At 54.6% G+C, this 23,160-nt stretch carries 22 protein-coding genes; 9 read left to right on the top strand and 13 right to left on the bottom strand.

What is annotated here, in order from left to right; all coding sequences use genetic code 11:
* Positions 1–41 precede the first annotated feature (41 nt).
* Positions 42–1,175, top strand: coding sequence for an acyltransferase (locus C7433_RS00490; RefSeq protein WP_039343131.1), 1,134 nt, complete (start codon positions 42–44; stop codon positions 1,173–1,175).
* A gap of 42 nt (positions 1,176–1,217) precedes the next feature.
* Here the strand turns inward: C7433_RS00490 and C7433_RS00485 are convergent, their stop codons facing one another.
* On the bottom strand, positions 1,218–1,412 hold the full coding sequence (locus C7433_RS00485) for a hypothetical protein (protein ID WP_110267428.1): 195 nt from the start codon (positions 1,410–1,412) through the stop codon (positions 1,218–1,220).
* A 547-nt stretch (positions 1,413–1,959) separates the two neighbouring features.
* Here C7433_RS00485 and C7433_RS00480 point away from each other — a divergent pair.
* A complete protein-coding gene (locus C7433_RS00480) occupies positions 1,960–3,504 on the top strand; it encodes a methyl-accepting chemotaxis protein (protein WP_033741952.1) in 1,545 nt (514 codons plus the stop codon).
* Between the two features lie 56 nt (positions 3,505–3,560).
* Here C7433_RS00480 and C7433_RS00475 read toward each other — a convergent pair whose 3' ends face one another.
* The 4 genes from C7433_RS00475 to copC all read right to left on the bottom strand — a co-directional run bounded on the left by C7433_RS00475 (position 3,561) and on the right by copC (position 6,007).
* A complete protein-coding gene (locus C7433_RS00475) occupies positions 3,561–4,019 on the bottom strand; it encodes an MEKHLA domain-containing protein (RefSeq protein ID WP_110267427.1) in 459 nt (152 codons plus the stop codon).
* A 357-nt stretch (positions 4,020–4,376) separates the two neighbouring features.
* Positions 4,377–4,724 (bottom strand): YebY family protein, encoded by a 348-nt coding sequence (locus tag C7433_RS00470; protein ID WP_110267426.1) that lies wholly within the window; start codon positions 4,722–4,724, stop codon positions 4,377–4,379.
* Positions 4,725–4,752: 28 nt separating this feature from the next.
* Positions 4,753–5,628: a copper homeostasis membrane protein CopD gene (gene copD, locus C7433_RS00465; protein ID WP_033741956.1), complete on the bottom strand. Its 876-nt coding sequence runs from the start codon at positions 5,626–5,628 to the stop codon at positions 4,753–4,755.
* A 4-nt stretch (positions 5,629–5,632) separates the two neighbouring features.
* Positions 5,633–6,007: a copper homeostasis periplasmic binding protein CopC gene (gene copC / locus C7433_RS00460; protein WP_033741957.1), complete on the bottom strand. Its 375-nt coding sequence runs from the start codon at positions 6,005–6,007 to the stop codon at positions 5,633–5,635.
* 150 nt (positions 6,008–6,157) lie between these two features.
* On the opposite strand from copC, the gene C7433_RS00455 reads away from it, so the two are divergent.
* Together C7433_RS00455 and exoX are read left to right on the top strand one after the other, a co-directional pair.
* Positions 6,158–6,388: a DNA polymerase III subunit theta gene (locus C7433_RS00455; RefSeq protein ID WP_006120290.1), complete on the top strand. Its 231-nt coding sequence runs from the start codon at positions 6,158–6,160 to the stop codon at positions 6,386–6,388.
* The gene (exoX, locus tag C7433_RS00450) at positions 6,388–7,056 is read left to right on the top strand and encodes an exodeoxyribonuclease X (RefSeq protein ID WP_039343143.1); all 669 of its coding nucleotides are present in this window, start codon (positions 6,388–6,390) and stop codon (positions 7,054–7,056) included. The genes C7433_RS00455 and exoX overlap by 1 nt, the downstream gene beginning before the upstream one ends.
* On the opposite strand, the gene C7433_RS00445 is transcribed toward exoX, so the two are convergent.
* Together C7433_RS00445 and C7433_RS00440 are read right to left on the bottom strand one after the other, a co-directional pair.
* On the bottom strand, positions 7,040–9,112 hold the full coding sequence (locus C7433_RS00445) for a prolyl oligopeptidase family serine peptidase (protein ID WP_033741960.1): 2,073 nt from the start codon (positions 9,110–9,112) through the stop codon (positions 7,040–7,042). The two genes, exoX and C7433_RS00445, sit on opposite strands and share 17 nt — an antisense overlap.
* 117 nt (positions 9,113–9,229) lie before the next feature.
* Positions 9,230–9,874, bottom strand: a complete 645-nt coding sequence (locus tag C7433_RS00440; RefSeq protein WP_110267425.1) for a tellurite resistance TerB family protein — start codon at positions 9,872–9,874, stop codon at positions 9,230–9,232.
* Positions 9,875–10,046: 172 nt separating this feature from the next.
* Here C7433_RS00440 and purT point away from each other — a divergent pair, with 172 nt between their 5' ends.
* Positions 10,047–11,225, top strand: coding sequence for a formate-dependent phosphoribosylglycinamide formyltransferase (gene purT, locus C7433_RS00435; protein ID WP_039343220.1), 1,179 nt, complete (start codon positions 10,047–10,049; stop codon positions 11,223–11,225).
* A 37-nt stretch (positions 11,226–11,262) separates the two neighbouring features.
* Here the strand turns inward: purT and C7433_RS00430 are convergent, their stop codons facing one another.
* Positions 11,263–11,901, bottom strand: coding sequence for a bifunctional 4-hydroxy-2-oxoglutarate aldolase/2-dehydro-3-deoxy-phosphogluconate aldolase (locus C7433_RS00430; protein WP_033741962.1), 639 nt, complete (start codon positions 11,899–11,901; stop codon positions 11,263–11,265).
* 189 nt (positions 11,902–12,090) lie between these two features.
* Positions 12,091–13,566: a glucose-6-phosphate dehydrogenase gene (gene zwf, locus C7433_RS00425; protein WP_006120280.1), complete on the bottom strand. Its 1,476-nt coding sequence runs from the start codon at positions 13,564–13,566 to the stop codon at positions 12,091–12,093.
* Positions 13,567–14,369: 803 nt separating this feature from the next.
* On the opposite strand from zwf, the gene pyk reads away from it, so the two are divergent.
* Both pyk and C7433_RS00415 read left to right on the top strand, forming a co-directional pair.
* Positions 14,370–15,812 (top strand): pyruvate kinase, encoded by a 1,443-nt coding sequence (gene pyk / locus C7433_RS00420; RefSeq protein ID WP_033741964.1) that lies wholly within the window; start codon positions 14,370–14,372, stop codon positions 15,810–15,812.
* Positions 15,813–15,896: 84 nt separating this feature from the next.
* Positions 15,897–17,129, top strand: a complete 1,233-nt coding sequence (locus tag C7433_RS00415) for an MFS transporter (RefSeq protein WP_033741967.1) — start codon at positions 15,897–15,899, stop codon at positions 17,127–17,129.
* Positions 17,130–17,157: 28 nt separating this feature from the next.
* On the opposite strand, the gene lpxM is transcribed toward C7433_RS00415, so the two are convergent.
* From lpxM to znuA, 3 genes are all read right to left on the bottom strand, one after another.
* Entirely contained in the window at positions 17,158–18,132 is a 975-nt protein-coding gene (lpxM, locus tag C7433_RS00410; RefSeq protein WP_039343145.1) for a lauroyl-Kdo(2)-lipid IV(A) myristoyltransferase, read from the bottom strand.
* Positions 18,133–18,245: 113 nt separating this feature from the next.
* Positions 18,246–19,577 (bottom strand): murein DD-endopeptidase MepM, encoded by a 1,332-nt coding sequence (mepM, locus tag C7433_RS00405; RefSeq protein WP_033741971.1) that lies wholly within the window; start codon positions 19,575–19,577, stop codon positions 18,246–18,248.
* Positions 19,578–19,591: 14 nt separating this feature from the next.
* Positions 19,592–20,539: a zinc ABC transporter substrate-binding protein ZnuA gene (gene znuA / locus C7433_RS00400; protein WP_110267424.1), complete on the bottom strand. Its 948-nt coding sequence runs from the start codon at positions 20,537–20,539 to the stop codon at positions 19,592–19,594.
* 77 nt (positions 20,540–20,616) lie between these two features.
* Between znuA and znuC the strand changes: the two genes are divergently transcribed.
* Together znuC and znuB are read left to right on the top strand one after the other, a co-directional pair.
* Positions 20,617–21,372 carry a zinc ABC transporter ATP-binding protein ZnuC gene (gene znuC, locus C7433_RS00395; protein WP_033741975.1) on the top strand — a complete coding sequence of 252 codons (756 nt, stop codon included), beginning with the start codon at positions 20,617–20,619 and terminating at the stop codon, positions 21,370–21,372.
* Positions 21,369–22,154: a zinc ABC transporter permease subunit ZnuB gene (gene znuB / locus C7433_RS00390; RefSeq protein WP_033741977.1), complete on the top strand. Its 786-nt coding sequence runs from the start codon at positions 21,369–21,371 to the stop codon at positions 22,152–22,154. Before znuC ends, znuB begins: the two co-directional genes overlap by 4 nt.
* On the opposite strand, the gene ruvB is transcribed toward znuB, so the two are convergent.
* Entirely contained in the window at positions 22,155–23,159 is a 1,005-nt protein-coding gene (gene ruvB / locus C7433_RS00385; RefSeq protein ID WP_006120271.1) for a Holliday junction branch migration DNA helicase RuvB, read from the bottom strand. It abuts the gene before it with no gap.
* Position 23,160: the final 1 nt, after the last annotated feature.

Here is a 23,160-nt window from a genome sequence, read left to right as displayed (position 1 = left end):
CTTTGGATCCAGTATAAATAATTGATTAACGAGGTTTTACCATGTCTGCAACGCGAGGATGGTCCACGGAACTGGAAGGGTTACGGGGGATTGCTTCTCTTTGGGTACTGCTGGGACACATAAGCTTGCTTATCCATTGCCATATCACTTTACTCTCCTCTCCGGGGATTGGTGTGGATCTGTTTATCCTGCTTTCGGGCTACCTGATGGCAAAAAACTATGTCGAACGTCAGGAAAAAGAGCCGTGGCAAAGCCCGGAAACCATCAAGAAATTCTGGCTACGGCGTTTTTTTCGCATCGCCCCGCTTTACTATCTGCTGCTGGCGGTCGCGCTCATCTCTGGCCCCTGGTTTGGCGAGATGCGCGACACGATCGCACATGTTTATTCGGGCACAGCGACCGATGCCTCACGCTATGCCGATCAGTCACTCATGAATGTCGTGACGCATTTCTCTTTCCTGTTTGGCGTCCTGCCCGCCTATGGCTTTAACACCACGCTGCCCGACTGGAGTATCGGGCTGGAAATGCAGTTTTATCTGCTGTTTCCCTTTATCATGCTGGCGGTTATGCGCTTCGGTTATGCCCCGGCATTGCTGTGCATCATGGCGCTGAGCTGTACCGGCCGTTATCTGCTGCCTGACTATTACGAAGCCTTTGAAATGCCGTCCATGATTCTGATTAAACTCAATATGTTTATTTCGGGCATGCTGCTGGCGGAGGCCGTACGGCGCAGGACCCTGCTCTATGTGGTCTTTGCCCTTGCTGGCCCGGTGGTCAGTGTGTTTATCGGGTTAGGCGCGATCAAACTTCAGGTGGTGATGGAAGCCTTGATGATTATCGGCATGGCGGCGGTGCTGTGGCAGTATCAGGAAAACAGTCTGATGGCGCGGCTCATTCAGCTTCCACGTAAGGTGTTAAACAACCGCCTGAGTACATGGCTGGGCGATGTCTCTTTTTCCGTGTATTTGCTGCATCTGTTGATTGTGATTCCGGCTATCGCGCTGTTGCTGAAACAAACGGATATTGCTTACCAGAGTGATGTCACGCGTTTCCTGATTGTCTGTGCCGTATCTCTGCCGCTGACATATGGCCTGGCCTCTTTGCTGTACCAGTATGTTGAGAAACCGGGCATCAGACTGGGCAAAAAAGTGCTGGCTCCCAAACCTGCCCTGTAATACCAATATGGCTCGCCGGGGCGAGCCATTTTTATCCTCACATCATAATGCATTGCCTACATCATGCTGCTTTTCCCTCACATGCTCATCCGGTGATTCCGGCGTATCGGCAAGGCTACTGTACGTTTTCAGTCCGACGAGATACGTCGGATCGTGCCTGCTGTGTACCAGGCTTTGTGCGGCAGAACCAAACGAGACAATCAAAAACATCCAGGCCACTGCTAATGATTTCCGCATTGTGCTATCCCATGCTGTGAATGGAGTCGCTATGGTGAAGAAATCAGGGTAAGGGAGTGTCTGATAAACTTAAAATTTTCGTCAATATTGTTACCTGCCTCACATATTTTCAGTGATCCAGGGACACGCATGACGGTCGCGGCCCTGTGCGGGCTCGGGATAATCGCCCCTCACACTTCAGCAAAAAGACAAGCGCGTGCCCCTTACCAATCGCAAAAACGTGCTGAGCTTAACGTTTTTCGGGTCCGGATTCGGCCCAGGCTGTAGGCGCATCAGGGTTAGGGAGGAATCACCACTTATATTTATCTATCACCTCAAAAACACATGTTTTCCCGATGTAATACATAAAGAAATTCTTTGTTTTTTCATCATTTACCCCCTCCTTCGCAATGAAATCCTTTTATCTGACCATTTATTGATTAAGATCATTTTCAATGGTGCAAAATAAAATATTAACGATATTTATGTAAATTTTGCATTTTCCATTAATTATTTATGCTTCTGATGCCGATAGAGAATGAAACCGCTCCTTATCAGGAATCTTATTATGAAAATCTCTACACGGCTTGCGACGGGTTTCGGCCTGCTCATTCTCCTTTTGATCCTCTGTACTGCCGTTTCTCTGACCTCCCTGCATCATGCCAAAACAGGCATGGACGATGTCGTGAACAGCAAAATGAGAAAATACCAACTTATTCTGGATATGCGTGGCGGACTGCGCGATCTGGCGATAGCCGTGCGAAACCTGGCCCTGCTCACCGACGACAAAGAAATGCAGCCAGAGTTACAGCGCCTTAATACGCAGAAAGCATTGTTCATTCAAAACCGCGAGACACTTGAAACCATGATGCAGACTCAGTCTACAGCGGAAGAACAGGCTGCCCTGAATCATATCAGGGAACTTGAAGCTCCGATGATGGCGTCCTTCGTGACGGCCGGGCAACTGGGACTAAAAAATGAGCAAACAGAAGCGACGCGCTATCTCATGACGACCCTGCGTCCACTGCAGCGCAATATGCTGGATGCGCTTAATAAAGCCACCGATATTCTGATGTATAGCAGCCGTAACGCCGTAGAAGTTAACAGCCAGTCCACCAGCCGGGCGTCGGTAACGCTGGTGCTGTTAGCCGTGCTTTCTGTCCTGTTCTCGGTAGCAACCGGCTATGTGATTACGCGCGTGCTGATGCGTCAACTGGGCGGTGAGCCCGCCCAGGCGCAGGCGCTGGCCGCTGCAATTGCGGCGGGTGACCTGACATCCAGCGTTTCGCTGCGTCGCCATGACACCACCAGCCTGCTTGCGTCCCTGGATGGTATGCAGGCGAAGCTGCGCGGGCTGGTCTCAGAAATTAAACAAACGTCGGGCAATGTTGCCCTGGCGGCAGAGGAAATCGCCCAGGGAAATACCGAACTCTCCTCGCGTACTGAACAGCAGGCTGCTGCCTTGCAGGAAACGGCGGCCAGCATGGAGCAGTTAACTGCGACGGTAAAAAGTAATACCGCCGGTGCTCAAACTACGGCCTCAACGGCGCGTGAAACGGCAGAGCTGGCCCGCAGCGGTGAGAGTGATGTCCACCGCATGTCAGAAACCATGAACGATATTTCCCTGAGCGCCGCCAAAATTCGCGATATCACCGGCGTGATAGAAGGCATTGCTTTTCAGACCAATATTCTTGCGCTGAATGCCGCCGTTGAAGCCGCGCGGGCGGGTGAACAGGGACGCGGGTTTGCGGTCGTGGCAGGCGAAGTCCGCACGCTGGCCCAGCGCAGCGCCACTGCCGCAAAAGAGATAAAATCCCTGATTGAGCAGGCGGTGGAGCAAGTGGGAAGCGGCGTCAAAGTGGCCAACGGTACGGGTGAAAGTATCCTGAAAATTGTCAGCATGGTGGGCGACCTCGCGAGTGCGATGGATGAAATTTCCCTTGCCTCCGCCGAACAGATGCAGGGCATTTCACAGGTCAGCGTCGCGGTGAGTCAGATGGACAGCGTAACGCAGAATAACGCGGCACTGGTGGAAGAATCGTCTTCGGCTTCACAATCCCTGTCCGAGCAGGCCCATGCGCTGCGCGGCATGGTAGAAGCCTTCCGCGTGTAACGCACGCCATTGCGCCACGTCATCGCAGGTAAGGTATGACGTGGCACGACGTTATTTTACTTTCTCGACTGACGGGGACGAGGCCAGAACAAGGCAGCCTGCCCCCAGTCCGCTTCGTGTTCTTCTGACTGCCAGACTTCACCCTCGTAGATGGTGAAGGTCTCACCCTGTTTATTGACGCGCGGGCCACTATAACCTGTGGCGATGCCATTGCGCCTCACGCTGTCCAGCAAACGCTGCCGCTCTGCCCTGTCGGCAGGCCCGGCGCTGAGCCGTGAGGGCAGTTGCAGCATCTCCGCCAGGCTGTAGTGAAAACAATCCAGCGCACAGCGGTTAGCATAGACAAAAACCGGATCGGCCTCGCGGTTATGCGCGAGAATACTGTACGGCGCATCCTCGTGGAGCCAGCGGTAACGATCGGCTATGTGCTCAGGACAGTATAACCCGCTGCCGGTCAGCATCCGGTAACGGTCATCAATGCGTTTCAGTAAGGCGATTTGCTGTTCAGACGACATGCTTCTCTCCGTAACGAAAATCAGAATGCGAAGCGCTAATGTGGCGGGATTACAGGGGGAGATCAAGGGCGGGAAGATGACAGCGCCAGGTGCGTTTTGGCTGTTTTGCGGCCGGGATGAATATTAAGACGCGTCGGGTATAAAAAAAGACCGAACACTATTCCAGGTATTCGGTCCAGGGAAAGGGCTCTCAAGGAGCCGTGCGCTAAAAGTTGGCATTCGTTCAGGCTTTCGCCTTGCCTGTAAAGCGTAGGCCAAGACAGGAGATTTTCCAGCCAGCGCAGCGGCGCTGTGCAAAAAACCGACAGGTTTGTGATCGGCTAAACAATTTTGCTGACAACCCTGCCGTATCGCGTGTTATTTCGCGCACAGCGCCTGAGCACGATCGACGATGGGCTGCAGACTCATCATCTGATCCGGATGGGCTTTATCCGGGGCCTGAATCACGCTGATCGGCTGCGCTTTAACCTGACCGGCCTTGAACTGCGCATCCGCTTTGTCGTTGAGGGGATACTGCATCAGCGTGCTGGGGTTAATCGCAAACAGCGCGCCGTCTTTCTCGCAGGTTAACATCACCTCTTCCCGGTTAAAGGGCCATTTGTCTTTGCCAATTTCGAAGCGGCTGACGGTGATAATTTGTGCCGCCAGCGCCTGGCCAGCCAGTGTGAATAACAGCAATGCAGGGATCGCTTTTTTCAGCAACATAACGTTCCTTTCTTGAATGTCGATCATTTCAGGTTGGCGACAGCGTAGCAAACACACTCACCAACCCCACTACGCCGCATGCCAGCACAATTTCCAGCTGAGTCATGCGAATAAACTGCTGCTGTGCGCCCAGGCCAGCGACATGAAAACGCGGAACTAATCGGTAGCGGTTCCAGAGCGCAATCATCACCATAAGGCCCACCAGCGCGACTTTACAGAGCAACAGTACAACATAACGGTTAAGCGACCAGTCACCCGGCCAGCCTGCAATCAGCAGGCTGTTTACCAGTCCGGTGACCAGCGTCAGGGCCACAGCCAGATGCCCGTAGCGGGAAAAACGCATCATCGTGCGGATTGCGGTGGTTCGGAAGGCAATGTTCCGTGCCATCTGCATCAACACCAGTAACGGCACCAGGCCACCCGTCCAAAAAGATGCGGCGATCAGATGTACAACGTGATTACCTTGTTGCGCGATGCCAGCTAACCCCTCCCGCATCGCGGCATGGCCGATGAGCGCCAGACAACCACACTGTAGCAGACTGGTCAGCCACCCGATCCACTGCCGCTGCGGGTCACGCATCAGGATAGCGGCTACGCTGCACAACGAAAAGAGGAGTTGCCATTGCCACACCGCGCCCCAGTGTGTAGACAGCACCGCCATCCATACGTCCGGCACGGCCAGGTTGTGCCAGTCGCCACTCATCAATGCCGTCTGCGCGGCCAGCATACACAGCGCAGTCAGGAGTGCCAGGATTGCACTGCCTGTCATCAGGCGTGACAGGCGCGATATCAGCGCCGCCCGTAACGAAACGGGCGCCAGCAGCGTCGTACAAAAATGGCTGCCGACCAGTACTATAACCGCCGTAAAATGCAGTGCCCGCAGCACCACCCACAGTGTCGTCACAGGATTACTTCACGGTGAACGTATAATTTCCGTTTGTTTTATGCCCGTCCACGGACAGCACATGCCAGTTTACCTGATACGCGCCCTGAGTCAGCGGCTGAGCGAAGTTAACCCGTAACTGGTTATGCCGGGCTTTATCGCGGCTGATCTTGCCCGCAATCGTTTTATGCTGAGCATCCACCACCTCAACGCCGCTGAACGCGGGCTCAACATCTTCCGTAAAATTCAGGGTTATCTGCTGCGGCGCGGGCGATATTTCGGCTTTTGCGGCGGGGACAGAGGACGTAAGATGCGCGTGCGCCAGCGCGAACGGACTAAAAGCCAGTGTCGAGGTCGCAAACGCGATCATTGCGCCATGCGAAAGTAATGTTTTCTTCATAACATCATCCTGTTAACGCCTGGTAAGGCCATAAACGTGGCGCAAGAATACGCCGCTGCAATTTAACTGTCGAGGCCAGCAATGCTATCCTTTACCTTGCGTATGGCGGAGGAAAACATTACTTTTGCGCACGCATATCAGGAGAATATCATGAGTCATAACCTTGCCTTGCTGTCGCAGGAAGAGAAAGACAAAGTCAACGTTGATCTGGCGGCGGCAGGCGTTGCATTTAAAGAACGCTATAACATGCCTGTGGTGGCTGAAATGGTGGCCAGTGAACAACCCGAAGCCCTGCGCGACTGGTTTCGTCAGCGCTTGATGCACTATCGCCAGGCCTCTCTGAATCTGTCCCGCCTGCCCTACGAGCCTAAACAGAAATAATGTTACGTGTCATTGATACAGAAACCTGCGGGCTGCAAGGCGGCGTTGTCGAAGTGGCATCCGTGGATGTGATTGACGGCCAGATCGTCAATCCTATGAGCGATTTGGTTTCACCCGACCGCCCTATCAGCCGCCAGGCGATGGCCGTTCATCGCATCACTGAAGCGATGGTGCTGGGTAAGCCGCCGATTGAAGATGCCATTACGCGCTACCACGGCAGTGCATATTATGTCGCGCACAATGCCAGCTTCGACCGCCGGATGTTGCCTGAGATGGCCGGCGACTGGATCTGCACCATGACGCTGGCACGCCAGCTGTGGCCAGGTATCAAATACGGGAATCAGGCGCTGCGGCACAGTCTGAAGCTGGAAGTGACGCCGCCCGCAGATTTACATGCTCACCGCGCACTTTACGACTGCTATGTTACGGCGGCCCTGTTGATCCGCATTATGGACCTGTCTGGCTGGAGCGCCGCTGAAATGAGCCAGCGCTCTCAGCCTGCCGCCCAGCGCGATGATGTACTGCCGTTTGGTAAGTATCGCGGCCAGGCGCTGGCCGTTATTGCCCGCAAAGATCCGGGTTATCTGAAATGGATGCTGGAGAACGTCAAAGATTTGCGCCCGCCATTGCGACAGGCGCTGCGTAAATATCTCAGTCAGCTTCCCTGAGGTCAGGCGGGGGCAGACTCCCCTGGGCCAGTGCAATGATAAAGGTCAGCTCCAGCGCGACGCCTTCGTAGGCTTTATAACGCCCTGACTTGCCCCCGTGCCCTGAGTCCATATCGGTACAGAGCAGGAGCAGTGTGTCATCCGTTTTATGTTCACGCAGTTTTGCGACCCATTTCGCCGGTTCCCAGTACTGCACCTGTGAATCGTGCAGGCCTGTGGTAACCAGCAGATGAGGACAGGGCCGGGCGTCAATATTGTCGTACGGGCTGTACTGACGAATAGCGTGGTAATACTTCGCCTCATTTGGGTTACCCCATTCGTCATACTCGCCCGTGGTCAGCGGAATTGATTCATCAAGCATGGTGGTTAACACATCGACAAACGGCACCTGCGCAACGACGCCGTGATACAGCGTCGGTGCGAGATTGATGACCGCCCCCATCAGCAGTCCGCCCGCACTGCCGCCCATGGCATAAAGCCGGTCCGGGTGCCCGAAACCCCTTGCCACCAGTTCATGGGTAACGTCAATAAAATCGGTAAAACTGTTCATCTTGTTGAGCAGACGACCGCCGTCATACCATTGTTGCCCCAGCTCACCGCCGCCACGCACATGCACAAGTGCATAGACAAAACCGCGATCCAGCAAACTCAGCCGGCTGACGCTAAAGTCCGCATCCATGCTGCTGCCATAGGCACCATAACCGTAAACCAGCATCGGGTTCTGTCCCTTCTGATAATACTTGCGGTTATAGACCAGCGAGACCGGCACTTCGGTGCCGTCAGTCACGGTAATCCAGTGATGTTCACTTTTGTACTCATCCGGATTGAAGTCTTTGACGCTGCTCTGCTTTAAAATACGGCGTTCACCCGTGTCCATATCCAGTTCGAACAGCGTGGCAGGCGTGGTCATGGAGGAGTAGCCATAGCGCAGTTTACTGGTGCGTGGCGTGGGGTTGTAAGCCAGCCAGGTTACGTACGTAGGATCGTCAAATGCGATACCGCTGGTTTCGCCCGTGTGCCAGTTCATTTGCCGCAGGCTGGTAAGGCCGCGCTGGCGTTCCTCGACAACCAGCCAGTCACGGAAGAGCTGAAAGTCTTCCATCACCACATGGTCACGCGCGGGAATCACGGTTTCCCAACGCGATTCGTCGAGGTAACGCGTGCGGTACAGGCCAAAATTTTTGCCTTCACGGTTTGAGCGTATAAAAAACGTATAGTCATAGTGATCGAGGCTGTACTCGTGATCGCGTCGCCGTGGCAGAAAGACCTGTGGGAGAGCATCCGGCAAATCGGCGTCCAGCAGCTGAATTTCACTGGTATTGGTACTGTCCAGTACGATCAGGATGAACTGTTTTGAGGTGGTTTTATGAATGCTGAGGTGAAAGGTATCATCCTTTTCTTCATAAACCAGCTGGTCATCGCTTTGTGGCGTGCCCAGTTCATGCCGCCAGAGCTGGTAAGACAGCAACGTTTGCGGATGCTTGCGCACATAGTAGAGCGTGCGTGAATCATTCGCCCAGGCAAAGCTGGAAGAGGCATCATTCAGCACCTCAGGATACCAGCTCCCGTTTTCCAGATTGCGAAAGCGAATGCCGTACTGGCGGCGGGAAAGGAAATCTTCTGCCAGCGCCATGACCTGATTGTCCGGGCTGATATGCAGCGCGCCCATAGTATAAAAATCACTGTGTGAAGCCCGCTGATTGGCATCCAGCAGCAACGTCCATTCATCAGTTTCCTGATAACTGGCAGGCTGCCGGTAATAGGCGGCATATTCATTACCACTTTCATAACGGCTTTGGTAGCGGTAGCCATTTTTTACGTAGGGAACGGAATGGTCCTGAGGCGGCAGTCGGTCAATGATCTCGTGGAGAATACGGTTTTGTAATGGCTCCTGTGACGCCATGATTTTCTGACCATAGTTGTTCTCAGCACGCAGGTAGTCCAGCACATCGCTGTTTTCGCGTTTGTCATCGCGCAACCAGTAGTAGTTATCGACCCGCGTCTCGCCATGCAGCGACATCTCGTAAGGTATTTTTTTCGCGTCAGGTGCTTTCATATCATCCATCCTGCTGAACATCATCAACATTAAGGGTGGCACTAATGTCTTCAGATGCCAAGTCAGGGATAGTGAGTATGAGCGTGTTCAGGGCCCTGTTACGGGCCCGGACATGAGTTAACTGGCCTTCTGCTGATCAATATCCTGCTGGATACCTTTTCGGACATCCTGCGGAATTTTTAGCGCGTCGCCCAGTGCCGACAGGTAGCTGCGCTCCATAAAATGGTCGACATCAATGGCGGCACAGCTGAGAAAATAGAGTTCCAGTGCTTCTTCTTCATTTTTAACATCCGCCGCCAGCCATTCGGGGTCCAGCGGCCGCTGCATGGCCTGCTGGATCAGATTCTCCGCATCCTGACCATAGCCTGCCTGATGAATGTTCTGCTCAATCGCCGCACGTTCACGGTCATCAATATGCCCGTCGCTTTTGGCGGCAAACACCAAGGCCGTGACCAGTCGTTCTGCGCGCTGATCAACCGGCGTCTGTAACTCACCAAAACCCGGTTCGTCCTGATGGGTTTCACGCACCCGCTGTTTGTATTTGTTCCACAACACCGCGCCCGCTGCTGCCCCGCCGCCGATGATTAAGGCTTTGCCGCCATATTTAGTTAACAGCTTGCGTGATGATTTACTGGCCACCAGCAATCCCGCCAGGCCACCCAGCGCACCGGGGGCCAGCATCTCACTCAGCCCGCCGCCGGATTTGCCGTCACCGCTCTTTTTTGCCAGTACTGATTGAATCTGTTGCAGCCAGTTATTCATTATTTACTCCCGTTACCATTCAGAAACATCATCATTACCAAAAAGATGTCAGGAAACGTCAGAGCAGGAAAAGTAGCGCAAACGAGATGAAATGTGCGCAAGGGGTGAGAACGCAAACGTTTTCGTTTATACTGCGCGCGAATTTTGACTGGTTGACTGCTTAGGTGAAATGATGACGACTCTCGGAACTGCGCTACGCCCTGCTGCCACGCGCGTCATGCTGTTAGGCTCAGGAGAACTGGGCAAAGAAGTCGCGCTGGAATGTCAGCGTCTGGGTGTGGAAGTGATTGCGGTTGACCGCTACGCCAATGCGCCTGCGATGCATGTAGCGCACCGTAGCCATGTGATAAATATGCTGGACGGCGACGCACTGGCCGCCGTTATTGCCCAGGAGAAACCAGACTTCGTGGTGCCTGAGATTGAAGCCATCGCAACAGAGAAACTGCTGGAGCTGGAGCAGCAAGGTCAGCGCGTCGTGCCCACTGCCCGCGCTGCCCGCCTCACCATGAACCGCGAAGGCATTCGTCGTCTGGCCGCAGAGGAGCTGGCGCTGCCCACTTCAACCTACCGCTTTGCCGACAGCAAAGAAAATTTTGTCGCTGCCGCCGCCGGGATTGGTTTTCCCTGCATCGTCAAACCCGTTATGAGTTCATCCGGCAAAGGCCAGAGTTTTATTCGCGATGCCAGCCAGCTGGATAAGGCCTGGGATTATGCGCAACAAGGCGGTCGCGCCGGGGCGGGACGCGTTATCGTTGAAGGCGTGGTGAAGTTTGATTTTGAAATCACCCTGCTGACCATCAGGGCCGTTGACGGCATTCATTTCTGCGCCCCTATCGGTCATCGCCAGGAAGACGGCGATTACCGTGAGTCATGGCAGCCGCAGCAGATGAGCGACCTGGCGCTACAGCGTGCCCAGCATATCGCGGAAACCGTGGTCAACGCACTGGGTGGCTATGGATTATTTGGTGTGGAGCTGTTTGTATGCGGCGATGAAGTGGTATTCAGTGAAGTCTCTCCGCGTCCGCACGACACCGGCATGGTGACGCTGATCTCGCAGGATCTGTCAGAATTCGCCCTGCATGTCCGCGCGTTTCTGGGGCTGCCTGTAGGGGCCATTCGCCAGTACGGCCCTTCTGCTTCAGCCGTTATTCTGCCGCAGTTAACCAGCCAGAATGTCCGGTTTGCGAATGTAGAAGCAGCACTGGGGGCGGGTTTGCAGTTGCGCCTGTTTGGCAAGCCCGAAATTGAAGGTCAGCGTCGTTTAGGTGTTGCTCTGGCCTGCGCCGAGACAACGGAAGAGGCTGTTGCGCGCGCGGTAGCCAGTGCGGCTGCCGTCAGCGTTCAGGGTTAAGTGAGTGCGGTGAGCCTGCGGGCTCACCGTCTGCCCGTTAGCGGGCCCCCGCGACGGCCTCGCTGGCCAGTTGCGTAATACGCTGCCAGTCCCCTGCTTCCAGCGCCTCGTTCGGCACCAGCCAGGAGCCGCCGATACAAAGTACGCTTTTCAGCGCCAGATAATCACGGTAATTCGCTGGTGAGATACCGCCCGTCGGACAGAAACGCACCTGAGGGAAAGGCCCACCGATGGCCTGTAGCGCTTTTACCCCGCCGTTGGCTTCGGCCGGGAAAAATTTAAACTCTCGCAGACCGTAATCCATGCCGGTCATTAATTCTGACACCGTGCTGATGCCGGGAATAAGCGGAACTGGCCCTTCAACGGCGGCCTTGAGTAAGGACTCGGTGATACCAGGGCTGATTACAAACTGTGCGCCCGCTTCCGTCACTTCCTGGAGCTGCTGTGTGTTCAGCACCGTTCCCGCACCGACAATAGCCTCTGGCACCTGTTTGATAATGGCGCGTAAGGCATCCATCGCCACGGGCGTGCGTAAGGTCACTTCCAGCACCCTGACGCCGCCGGCGACCAGCGCCTGAGCCATGGGAACCGCATGTTCCAGCTTGTTAACCACGATTACCGGCACGACCGGTCCGGTTTTCAGAATCTGTTCTGCACTCGTTTTCCAGTTTTTCATCACTTCCCCTGGTAAATAACATTGTGATCACTGCGCCGAAGCCTTTACAGCGCCAGTCCGGTTAACAGCACGACTACCATACAGGATTCTCCGTTTCACCGTCCATCAACGGATAAAATTTTTAAAACAGCAGTTCATTTTTGAGAGGTGGTGCAAAAAAAAGCCCGCATTATGCGGGCTGGGAAGGGATTATTCGAATTCATTCCAGGAACGACCGTCTCGCGTGATCATCGCGACGGACGCCACCGGTCCCCAGGTGCCGGCCTGATAAGGTTTGGAGGAATCACCATCTGCGGCCCAGGCGTTGATGATGGAGTCAACGTAAGTCCAGGCGGCTTCCACCTCGTCACGGCGCACGAACAGTGCCTGAATGCCGCGCATCGATTCCAGCAGTAAACGCTCGTACGCATCCGCCAGATGAGACTGGTTAAAGGTTTCTGAGTAGCTCAGATCCAGCTTGGTCGTCTGCAGTTTGTGTTTATGATCCAGACCCGGCACCTTGTTCAGGATCTCAATGTCCACCCCTTCATCCGGCTGCAGACGGATGGTCAGTTTGTTCTGCGGTAACTCGGAGTAAGAGTCTTTAAACAGGTTCATCTCTGGGTTTTTGAAGTACACCACGACTTCAGAACACTTGGTCGGCAAACGCTTACCGGTGCGCAGATAGAAGGGCACGCCCGCCCAGCGCCAGTTATCGATATCGACGCGAATGGCCACAAAGGTTTCCGTAGAGCTGGTTTTGTTGGCGCCCTCTTCTTCCAGGTAGCCGGGAACTTTTTTGCCCTGCACAAAGCCGGCGGTGTACTGACCCCGCACCGTTTTCTCACGCACATTCGTCTGATCGATAGGACGCAGCGAACGCAGCACTTTCACTTTCTCATCGCGTATGCTGTCGGCACTGAGATCGGAAGGCGGAGACATTGCTATCATGGTCAGCACCTGTAACAGGTGGTTCTGGATCATATCGCGCATCTGCCCGGCTTTATCGAAGTAACCCCAACGGCCTTCAATGCCCACCTCTTCAGCCACGGTAATCTGCACGTGATCGATGGTGCGGTTATCCCAGTTGTTCACGAAGATGGAGTTTGCGAAACGCAGCGCAAGCAGGTTCAGAACCGTTTCTTTCCCCAGATAGTGGTCAATACGGAACACCTGACTCTCATCGAAATACTCGCCTACGCTGTCGTTGATTTCTTTTGACGTTTCCAGCGACGTGCCGAGCGGTTTTTCCATCACCACGCGCGCCGGTTTCGCATTGAGCTTGGCCATGCCGAGGCCCTGACAAATGGCCCCGAAGGTGCTGGGCGGCATGGCGAAATAGTTAATCGTGGTGCGGTTTTTCTGATCCAGCATCTTACCCAGTCTTGGGAAATGCGAAGTATCGTTGACATCAAGGTTACAGAAATCGAGACGGTTACTGAGCTTATCCCAGAGCGCTTCGTCAATCTTTTCCTTCATGAAGGTTTCTAACGCCTCACGCACCACTTTGGTGTATTCAGCTTTATCCCACTCTGCACGGCCAACGCCGATAATCCGGGTTTCTTCATGAATCTGACCCGCTTTCTCTAACTGATACAGCGAGGGCAACAGTTTACGACGGGCGAGATCGCCTTTGGCGCCGAAAATTACCAGATCGCATGCCTGGGCTATTTGTGTTACCGCCATTTTCCTCTCCTCGTTGCAGGATAGTCCCGGTGGCGATGCATCCTGAGCACCGGGTCCATGTTGTTATTTACTTTCAGCACAATGTACTTTTTTCCCCAGGCCAGGTAAACCAGCCCGCGGCGTCACCCTACTTACTCTGCGCGTAATTCGCGTCTGTGGTAGGTTGCCCCGTGCGCTTTCGCTTATTTTTCTGTGTCAAAAATTGTCTGGCTGCAGCCAGTGCGACGCTGATTATGGCAAAAAAAGGGCCAGCCGACTTATCAGACCTTGCCCCGCGGCTGATTCTACAGGGTCACCCCGGCAGCATTGCCTTTCATCTCAGCATTTATCCATTCTAACAGATATTTACTCCCTATCCGGTCGGGATAATGCGCCGGTGCAACACTTGCCGCTTTACGCTTTTCGCTGTTTACACCGGCTTCGTGGGCCAAACAACAGACGATGCCTTCCCCACCGGCAAACGAACGACCGCAACAGCCTGGTCTGTTACGCGCGGCCCGGCTGTAACTACGATACAGATTAACGGGCTGTTCATCCTGCCGCGTTGTGACACGCAGAATGGCTGCGTCACTTGCGTCTGGTCAATTAAGCTGGCGCTAGCGTCGAAGGGGGGATGACTTCCTCGGTGAGTCTCAGTATTGTATCTGACAAAAGCGCCTTTACTGGACGTCTTCCGGGCGCAGTGCCACAGTTCTGACACACTCGAATGTATAATAATACCTCTGTGTGGTAATCAGTATCTGACGGGCTAATACCTTAAAAAGTAACGATTCAGCTCAGTTCCAAAATTCAAAGGAATCTCTATGTCCCGACGTTTAAGAAGAACCAAGATCGTAACCACTCTCGGCCCAGCCACTGACCGCGACAACAATCTCGAAAAAATCATTGCTGCTGGTGCCAACGTTGTGCGTCTTAACTTTTCACACGGTACGCCCGAAGATCACCAGATGCGTGCCGATAAAGTGCGTCAGATTGCGGCAAAACTCGGTCGACATGTGGCCATTCTGGGCGATTTGCAAGGCCCTAAAATTCGTGTATCCACCTTTAAAGAAGGTAAAGTCTTCCTGAACGTGGGCGACCGGTTCCTGCTTGATGCGGCGCTGGGCAAAGGCGAAGGCGATAAAGAACGCGTCGGCATTGACTATAAAGGTCTGCCCGAGGATGTGGTACCCGGCGATATCCTGCTGCTGGATGATGGTCGCGTCCAGCTGAAGGTGCTGGAGGTTCAGGGCGTCAAAGTGTTTACCGAAGTGACAGTAGGTGGCCCGCTTTCTAACAATAAAGGCATCAACAAACTGGGCGGAGGCCTGTCGGCTGAAGCCCTGACGGAGAAAGACAAAGCCGATATTATCACGGCCGCCAAAATCAACGTGGACTATCTGGCGGTATCCTTTCCGCGTTGTGGTGAGGATATGCACTATGCCCGCCGTCTGGCGCGCGATGCGGGCTGTGACGCGTTGATGGTCGCGAAAGTAGAACGTGCCGAAGCGGTCGCCTCGCAGGAAGCCATGGATGACATCATTCTGGCCTCTGACGTGGTGATGGTTGCCCGTGGCGACCTGGGCGTGGAAATTGGCGATCCGGAACTGGTCGGGATTCAGAAAGCCCTTATCCGTCGTGCGCGCCAGTTGAACCGTACCATCATCACCGCGACACAGATGATGGAATCAATGATCACCAATCCTATGCCGACGCGCGCTGAAGTCATGGACGTCGCCAACGCCGTGCTGGACGGCACCGATGCGGTAATGCTGTCAGCCGAAACCGCTGCCGGTCAGTATCCGGCGGAGACCGTTGCCGCCATGGCAAAAGTCTGTCTGGGTGCCGAGAAAATCCCAAGCGTAAATGTCTCTAAACACCGTCTGGATGTGCAGTTCGATAATATCGAAGAAGCGATCGCCATGTCAGCCATGTACACGGCGAACCACCTGCAGGGCGTGACCGCCATTATTACCATGACGGAATCCGGTCGTACGCCATTGATGACCTCACGTATCACATCAGGTTTGCCGATCTTTGCCATGTCGCGCCACGAACGTACGCTGAATATCACCGCGCTGTATCGCGGCGTGACGCCCGTGTTTTTCGACAGCGATAACGAAGGCGTGGCCACCGCCCATGACGCCGTTAATCTGCTGCGTGACAAAGGCTTCCTCGTCTCCGGTGATTTAGTGGTCGTCACGCAAGGGGATGTGATGGGGGCAACCGGCACGACTAACACCGGCCGGGTGCTGCGCGTCGATTAATACCGCTTTTCATACACATCTGTATTACCATTTAAACGCGGCTGCCTTGCAGTCGCGTTTTTTGTTTTTTCATAAGGAGGCCAGATGGCCCGTTATCAACCCATCCGCCAGTTGACCGGACGCGTGATGCTGTTTCCGCTGGCGATGGTGCTTTATGAGTTCGCCACCTATATTGCTCACGATATGATCCAACCCGGCATGTTGCTGGTCACCGCCGAATTCGACGTAGGCGATCAGTGGGTTTCTACCTCTCTCACGGCCTATTTGCTGGGTGGCGTGGTTTTACAATGGCTGCTTGGCCCGTTGTCCGATAAATATGGCCGCAGGCCCGTGCTGCTGTCCGGCATTCTGTTTTTTGCCGCCGCCTGTATTCTGACCACCTGGGTCAGTGACATTGAGCAGTTCGTCAGTCTGCGTTTCCTGCAGGGAATTAGCCTGTGTTTTATTGGTGCGGTCGGCTATGCAGCCATTCAGGAAGCGTTCGAGGAAGCACTGGCCGTGCGCATTATGGCACTGATGGCGAATGTCGCCCTGCTGGCACCGCTCGCCGGGCCTCTGGCCGGCGCCGCCTGGCTCACGGTCGGAAGCTGGCGCAGTATGTTCTGGCTGTTTGCCGCCTGCAGCGCCGTGGCGTTTATCGTACTCTGGCGGGTCATGCCTGAAACCGCCGGCGATCGTCACCAGTCCATTGCGCTGCCGGTGCTGGCGCGCAATTATGGCCGACTGATAAAAGATCGTCAGGTGATGTTTGGGTCCTTTGCCATCGGACTGGTTTTCATTCCCATTCTGACCTGGGTAGCCCTGTCCCCGGTCATCCTGATGCGTGATGAAGGACTTTCACGAATGGAGTACGCCCTGCTCCAGCTGCCGGTATTTATGGCAATGATTGCCGGTAACCTGACCCTGAGCAAACTGGTTGGCCGGATGCCGATTGAGCAACCCGTGAAATTTGCCGCCTGGCCCATATTACTCGGGTTAAGCCTTGCTTTATTTGCCACGCTGATAAACACACACAGCTATTTGTTGATTACCGCAGGATTAAGCCTGTACGCGTTCGGCGGCGGGATGGTGAATGCCGGACTTTACCGGCTGACGCTCTATGCCAGCGATGAAGGTAAAGGCAGCGTCGCGGCCATGCTGGGCATGATCAGCATTTTGACACTGGCTACCGGCATTGAGCTGGCGAAGCACTTCTATTTTAGCGGTGGGGTGATCTGGTTTAGCCTGATCAACTTTATCAGTGGTGTCCTGTGGTTTGGCCTGGTGCTGATGTTTCTGCGGGAACGCAGGCGTCACGCCAAAGTAACGCCCGTCTAAATCAGAAAGGCCGCCATGCGGCCTTTCTTTATTTACGAGGATAAAGCTCGTCTCGCGAGTAGGGTTCGACATCACCCGCTTTTCGGGTTTTAAGCAGTTTCAGTATCCAGGTATATTGTTCCGGATGCGGACGCACAAACACTTCTACCTCTTCATTCATCCGGCGCGCCAGTTGACGGTCATCCGCTTCGAGTAAGTCATCCATCGGCGGACGAACGTAAATTTCCAGCTTATGCCTTGCTCCGTTATACACCGGAAACAGCGGCACGACGCGGGCGCGACAGACTTTCATCAACCGGCCAACGGCGGGTAAGGTAGCTTTGTAAGTGGCAAAGAAGTCGACAAACTCACTGTGTTCCGGCCCATGATCCTGGTCAGGCAGATAATAGCCCCAGTAGCCCTGACGGACCGAACTGATAAACGGCTTAATGCCATCGTTGCGCGCATGCATACGACCACCAAAACGACGGCGGACACGGTTCCAGACATAGTCCACCAGCGGATCGCTCTGGTTATGGAACATCGCGGCCATCATCTGTCCCTCTGAGGCCAGCAGCATGGCCGGAATGTCCACAGCCCAGCCATGCGGCACCAGAAAAATCACGTTCTGCTTGTCGGCCTGCAGTTGATCAATGATTTCCCGACCGTGCCACTCAACCCGCTGTCGGATCTGTGCCGGATCGCGCATACCCAGCTCGGCCATCATGGCCATGGCTTGCGGTGCGGTGGCAAACATCTGATCGACGATCGCGTCACGCTGAGATTCGCTTAATTCAGGCAGGCAGTAATAGAGATTGATGAGCGCACGGCGACGCGCGCCCTTCGCCAGCTTACCAGCAAACTTGCCGAGCCCTCCCAGAAGCGGATCGCGCACGCGAGGCGGCATCAATGCAATACCCGCCAGCGCGCCAATGGCCAGCCAGCTGCCCCAGTATTTTGGCTTTAAAAAAGAACGTTCAAAAACGGGAATAAATTCAATGTTATTTTTTTTACGGGTTTCCATGCACTCGCCTCAATCAATGACGGGCTAATGATAGTGGCGACGAGTAAATTTGCAATCATCCTGCGCCAGAGATAAAAAAGTCGACGGCCATGCCGTCGACGTTATCAAAGTATTTACTTCATCCCCAACTGCGGTAACCAGCCTTTGACCTGAGCAAGATACTGCGAACGATCTTTGCCCGTCAGACCTTCCATGCGCGGCAGTTTGGCCGTCAGGGGATTAACAGCCTGATTATTAATCCAGATCTCAAAATGCAGATGCGGTCCGGTTGAACGGCCGGTATTGCCGGAGAGCGCAATACGATCGCCACGCTTTACCTTTTGCCCCGGTTTCACCAGCACTTTTTTGAGGTGCATGTAACGCGTCATATACTGACGGCCGTGACGGATGGCCACATAGTTACCGGCGGCACCGCCGTTTTTGGCCACCACGACTTCGCCATCGCCCACAGCCAGCACAGGCGTACCAACCGGCAGCGCGAAATCGACACCTTTGTGCGGTGCAATTCGGCCCGTCACCGGATTAAGACGGCGCGGATTAAAGTTCGACGAGACACGGTACTGTTTCACGGTGGGGAAACGCATAAAGCCCCGCGCCAGGCCCGCACCGCTGCGATCGTAATATTTGCCGTCTTCGGCCCGGAACGCGTAATAATCTTTGCCGCCGCTGCGCAAACGCACACCCAGTAGCTGGCTTTGCGCGCTCTTGCCTTCCAGCATTTCGCGCGACATCAGCACGCTGAATTTATCGCCCGCGCGTAACTTACGAAAATCCATCTGCCACTGCATGGCTTTGATCACGCTGCTGGCCTCTGCACTGCTTAAACCGGCACGCATAGCGCTGGCGGCAAAGCTGCCGCGAACTTCGCCCTGAATCACACTGTTGCGCCATTCACCCTTTTGCATCTGCGACTGCATGCTAAAGCCACCTTTATCGGTGCGCGTATAGGTGCGGGTTTCACGACGCGAGATTTCCCAGGTAAAGGTATCCAGTGCGCCGGCATCATTGAGCGTCCAGCTGAGCTGCTGACCGACCTGCAAATTACGCAGATCTTTATCGCTGGCCACCAGCGCATTAATGTCGCTCATGTCGATGCCATACTGGTTCAGTGCGCTGCTGAGCGTGTCACCAGAGGAGACGGTGTAATCGTGCGTGCCTGCCGTATCGGCGACATCCTGATCGACGTCGTCTGAAGGCAGTTCTTCATCGGGTTCGGGCGTGGTTTGATCGATAGGTTCACTGGCTTCAGGAAGCAGTGTGCGAAACTCGTTTTTGTCTAACTCAATGGCTTTGACGATGGGCGTAACATCATCATTCGGATGGTAAACATAAGGCCGCCAGACTGCGACGGCCAGAGTAACAACGGTTAACGATCCCAGCATAACGCGGTGGGGGCGCGGCAAATTATTAAATGCGAGGGCGACAGAGCGGGCTATCTGCTGCACGTTAAACTATTCCTCTATGCTCCTTTCAGGCAGGTCTCATACTGGCTCGACAGCTGTGAGAGGAATTTCACATAGCTGTCTTTTCCTAAGCTGATGTCTGTGCCCAGTGGATCGAGCGTGCCTTTACGCACCTGCGTTCCACGGGCAACAGCATCGATGACCGCCGGCCTGAATTGTGGCTCAGCAAAGACGCAAACGGCCTTTTTCTCAACCAACTGTGTTCGAATTTGATGTAAGCGCTGTGCACCCGGTTGAATTTCTGGGTTAACGGTAAAATGCCCGGTGGGGGAGAGACCGTAGTGTTTTTCAAAGTACGTGTAAGCGTCGTGAAAAACGAAATACCCTTTATCTTTAACGGGGGCAAGCTGTGAGATAATGCGCTTATCTGTGTCCGCTAATTCTGCCTCAAAATGCTGCAGGTTGGCGTCAAGTTTGGCTTTATCCTGCGGCATAAGTTCCAATAATTTTTCATGGATTGCAACCGCGGTTTTTTGCGCGATTTCGGGTGACATCCACAAGTGCATATTAAACTCACCGTGATGATGATGATGCTCTGCATCATGATCGTGCTCTGCTGCCTCATGGTTATCGTGATCATCGTCTTCACCGCCCCGCAGCAGCATCGTTTTTACGCCGGGAATTTGTACTATCTCAAGATTCTTTTTTTCTGGCAGGGCGGCGGCTGATTTGGTCATAAACGCTTCCATTTCTGGTCCCACCCAGACCACTAAGTCCGCGTTTTGTAAGCGTTTTACATCAGACGGGCGCAGGGCATAATCATGTTCGGATGCGCCATCAGGTAGCAAGACCTCCACCGGTGTTACCCCGTCCGCAATCGCAGAGGCAATGAAGCCAACAGGCTTAATGGAGGCCACCACATTGGCATGAGCGGGCAAAGCAACGGCGGTAGCAAAAGCAAGCGCAGCCAGGGTAAAACCCACCCCTTTTTTATTATGTAACATAATGCGTCATTCCTTCGTCATCAACAGATTAGATGTGATATTATAACATTCGAAATTCTGCGCAACCTGTAAATCTTATGCCATCACTTGTCACACTTGAAAATGTCTCCATCCAGTTTGCTCAACGCACCGTCCTGTCTGGCGTGAGCCTGGCGCTTCATCCTGGTAAAATTTTGACGCTGCTGGGTCCCAATGGCGCGGGTAAATCGACGCTGGTGCGCGTGGTACTCGGCCTGCTCGCGCCCTCATCCGGTCAGGTGCATCGCAGTGCGAACCTGCGTATTGGTTATGTGCCTCAGAAACTGCACATCGATCCGACGTTACCGGTTACCGTCGAGCGTTTTATGCGTTTGTCACGTGGCGCACGTCATCAGGACATTCTGCCTGCGCTCAAACGCGTTCAGGCCGGTCACCTGCTGACCTCTCCCCTGCAGAAACTGTCCGGTGGCGAAATGCAGCGCGTCCTGCTTGCGCGTGCGCTGCTTAATCAGCCACAGTTGCTGGTGCTGGATGAGCCGACACAGGGCGTGGACGTCAATGGTCAGGTCGCGCTCTATGATTTGATTAACCAGCTTCGTCATGAGCTGAACTGTGCGGTATTGATGGTCTCTCATGATTTGCATCTGGTCATGGCCAAGACAGACGAAGTGCTGTGCCTCAATCATCATATCTGCTGTTCCGGCACGCCCGAGGCTGTCTCTCAGCATCCGGAATTTATTGCCATGTTTGGGCCACGCGGCGCGCAGGAACTGGCTATCTATCGTCATCACCATAATCATCGTCACGACTTAAAGGGACGTATCGTACTTCGCAAGGGACCGGGTCCACTATGATTGAATTATTGCTACCGGGCTGGCTGGGCGGCGTCATGCTGGCGCTGGCCGCCGGTCCTCTGGGTTCGTTTGTCGTCTGGCGCAAGATGTCTTACTTTGGCGACACACTGGCGCATGCCTCACTGCTGGGCGTTGCGTTTGGTTTAATGCTGGATGTAAATCCTTATTATGCCGTGATTCTGGTCACGGTTTGTCTGGCGCTGGGGCTGGTCTGGCTGGAACGCCGACCGCATCTGGCCATTGATACCTTGCTGGGCATCATGGCGCACAGTGCGCTGTCACTGGGACTGGTGGTCGTCAGCCTGATGTCGAATGTGCGGGTCGATTTGATGGCCTACCTGTTCGGCGATTTGCTGGCGGTCACCCCTGCCGATCTCGGGGCAATGGCTGCGGGCGTAGGTTGTGTTTTAGCGGTCATGGCCTGGCAGTGGCGCGCGTTGCTGTCGATGACCATCAGCCCTGAACTGGCGCAGGTCGATGGGGTGAATATTCAACGCACCCGGTTAATCCTGATGCTGGTGACCGCGCTGACTATTGGCGTGGCGATGAAATTTGTCGGGGCGCTGATCATCACCTCGCTGCTGATTATCCCGGCTGCGACGGCGCGACGCTTTGCACGTTCACCAGAAATGATGGCCGCGATTGCGGTGCTGATCGGGGTAATGGCAGTAACCGGCGGGTTAACCTTCTCGGCGTTCTATGACACGCCTGCGGGGCCGTCTGTGGTGCTGTGCGCAGCCATACTGTTTATCGTCAGTATGGTGCGCAAACCGGCGCTGTGATTACGCCTCTTTGGTGATACCGAAATGACGGTAAGCATGCTGCGTGGCCATCCGGCCGCGCGGTGTACGTTGGATAAAGCCCTGCTGAATCAGGAAGGGCTCGATGACATCTTCGATCGTTTCCCGCTCTTCACCAATCGCCGCCGCAAGGTTATCCAGACCCACCGGCCCGCCGGTGAATTTATCAATAATCGCCAGCAGCAGTTTACGATCCATATAGTCGAAACCTTCGCTGTCAACGTTAAGCATGTCCAGCGCGGTCACTGAGACTTCGCCGCTTAAGTTACCGTTTGCCCGCACTTCTGCAAAATCACGCACCCGGCGTAACAGTCGGTTAGCAATACGCGGCGTGCCGCGAGAGCGACGGGCGATTTCAAGGGCTCCCTCCTCGCTCAGCGCCAGGCCCAGACAGGCGGCACTGCGCCCGACGATATGCTGCAGATCTTTCACCTGATAGAATTCCAGCCGCTGCACGATACCAAAACGATCGCGCAGGGGCGACGTCAGTGAGCCCGCGCGCGTAGTGGCACCAATCAGCGTAAACGGCGGCAGATCAAGCTTAATCGAGCGCGCTGCCGGACCTTCGCCGATCATGATATCCAGCTGATAGTCTTCCATCGCCGGATACAGTACTTCTTCAACGACCGGTGACAGGCGGTGAATCTCATCAATAAACAGCACATCATGCGGCTCAAGGTTGGTGAGCATCGCCGCCAAATCGCCCGCTTTCTCCAGCACCGGACCGGAGGTGGTGCGCAGATTGACGCCCATCTCATTAGCCACAATGTTCGCCAGGGTGGTTTTTCCCAGCCCGGGTGGGCCAAAAATCAGCAAATGGTCCAGCGCATCGCCACGCAGTTGGGCCGCTTTGATAAAAATTTCCATTTGCTCCCGCACCTGCGGCTGGCCGACATACTCGGTCAGCATCTTAGGCCGGATGGCGCGGTCGAGGCTCTCTTCTTCGCTAACGCTGGCGGCGGAGATCAGGCGATCGGCTTCAATCATG

Origin of the sequence: Pantoea sp. PNA 03-3 (assembly GCF_003201175.1) — a bacterium.
In the GTDB taxonomy this organism is placed as follows: domain Bacteria; phylum Pseudomonadota; class Gammaproteobacteria; order Enterobacterales; family Enterobacteriaceae; genus Pantoea; species Pantoea stewartii.
The sequence above is the reverse complement of the archived record's forward strand: the minus strand, read 5'-3'. Positions and strand labels throughout refer to the sequence as shown.

Bases quoted from the DNA above. Each gene is read 5' to 3' on its own strand.
- lpxM (WP_039343145.1), bottom strand. From the start codon at position 18,132: ATGGAAACCCGTAAAAAAAATAACATTGAATTTATTCCCGTTTTTGAA.
- C7433_RS00485 (WP_110267428.1), bottom strand. From the start codon at position 1,412: ATGCGGAAATCATTAGCAGTGGCCTGGATGTTTTTGATTGTCTCGTTT.
- C7433_RS00415 (WP_033741967.1), top strand. From the start codon at position 15,897: ATGGCCCGTTATCAACCCATCCGCCAGTTGACCGGACGCGTGATGCTG.
- znuA (WP_110267424.1), bottom strand. From the start codon at position 20,539: ATGTTACATAATAAAAAAGGGGTGGGTTTTACCCTGGCTGCGCTTGCT.
- copC (WP_033741957.1), bottom strand. From the start codon at position 6,007: ATGAAGAAAACATTACTTTCGCATGGCGCAATGATCGCGTTTGCGACC.
- C7433_RS00490 (WP_039343131.1), top strand. From the start codon at position 42: ATGTCTGCAACGCGAGGATGGTCCACGGAACTGGAAGGGTTACGGGGG.
- C7433_RS00445 (WP_033741960.1), bottom strand. From the start codon at position 9,112: ATGAAAGCACCTGACGCGAAAAAAATACCTTACGAGATGTCGCTGCAT.
- C7433_RS00475 (WP_110267427.1), bottom strand. From the start codon at position 4,019: ATGTCGTCTGAACAGCAAATCGCCTTACTGAAACGCATTGATGACCGT.
- pyk (WP_033741964.1), top strand. From the start codon at position 14,370: ATGTCCCGACGTTTAAGAAGAACCAAGATCGTAACCACTCTCGGCCCA.
- C7433_RS00455 (WP_006120290.1), top strand. From the start codon at position 6,158: ATGAGTCATAACCTTGCCTTGCTGTCGCAGGAAGAGAAAGACAAAGTC.
- C7433_RS00470 (WP_110267426.1), bottom strand. From the start codon at position 4,724: ATGTTGCTGAAAAAAGCGATCCCTGCATTGCTGTTATTCACACTGGCT.
- C7433_RS00440 (WP_110267425.1), bottom strand. From the start codon at position 9,874: ATGAATAACTGGCTGCAACAGATTCAATCAGTACTGGCAAAAAAGAGC.
- zwf (WP_006120280.1), bottom strand. From the start codon at position 13,566: ATGGCGGTAACACAAATAGCCCAGGCATGCGATCTGGTAATTTTCGGC.
- purT (WP_039343220.1), top strand. From the start codon at position 10,047: ATGACGACTCTCGGAACTGCGCTACGCCCTGCTGCCACGCGCGTCATG.
- C7433_RS00430 (WP_033741962.1), bottom strand. From the start codon at position 11,901: ATGAAAAACTGGAAAACGAGTGCAGAACAGATTCTGAAAACCGGACCG.
- C7433_RS00480 (WP_033741952.1), top strand. From the start codon at position 1,960: ATGAAAATCTCTACACGGCTTGCGACGGGTTTCGGCCTGCTCATTCTC.
- ruvB (WP_006120271.1), bottom strand. From the start codon at position 23,159: ATGATTGAAGCCGATCGCCTGATCTCCGCCGCCAGCGTTAGCGAAGAA.
- znuB (WP_033741977.1), top strand. From the start codon at position 21,369: ATGATTGAATTATTGCTACCGGGCTGGCTGGGCGGCGTCATGCTGGCG.
- znuC (WP_033741975.1), top strand. From the start codon at position 20,617: ATGCCATCACTTGTCACACTTGAAAATGTCTCCATCCAGTTTGCTCAA.
- exoX (WP_039343143.1), top strand. From the start codon at position 6,388: ATGTTACGTGTCATTGATACAGAAACCTGCGGGCTGCAAGGCGGCGTT.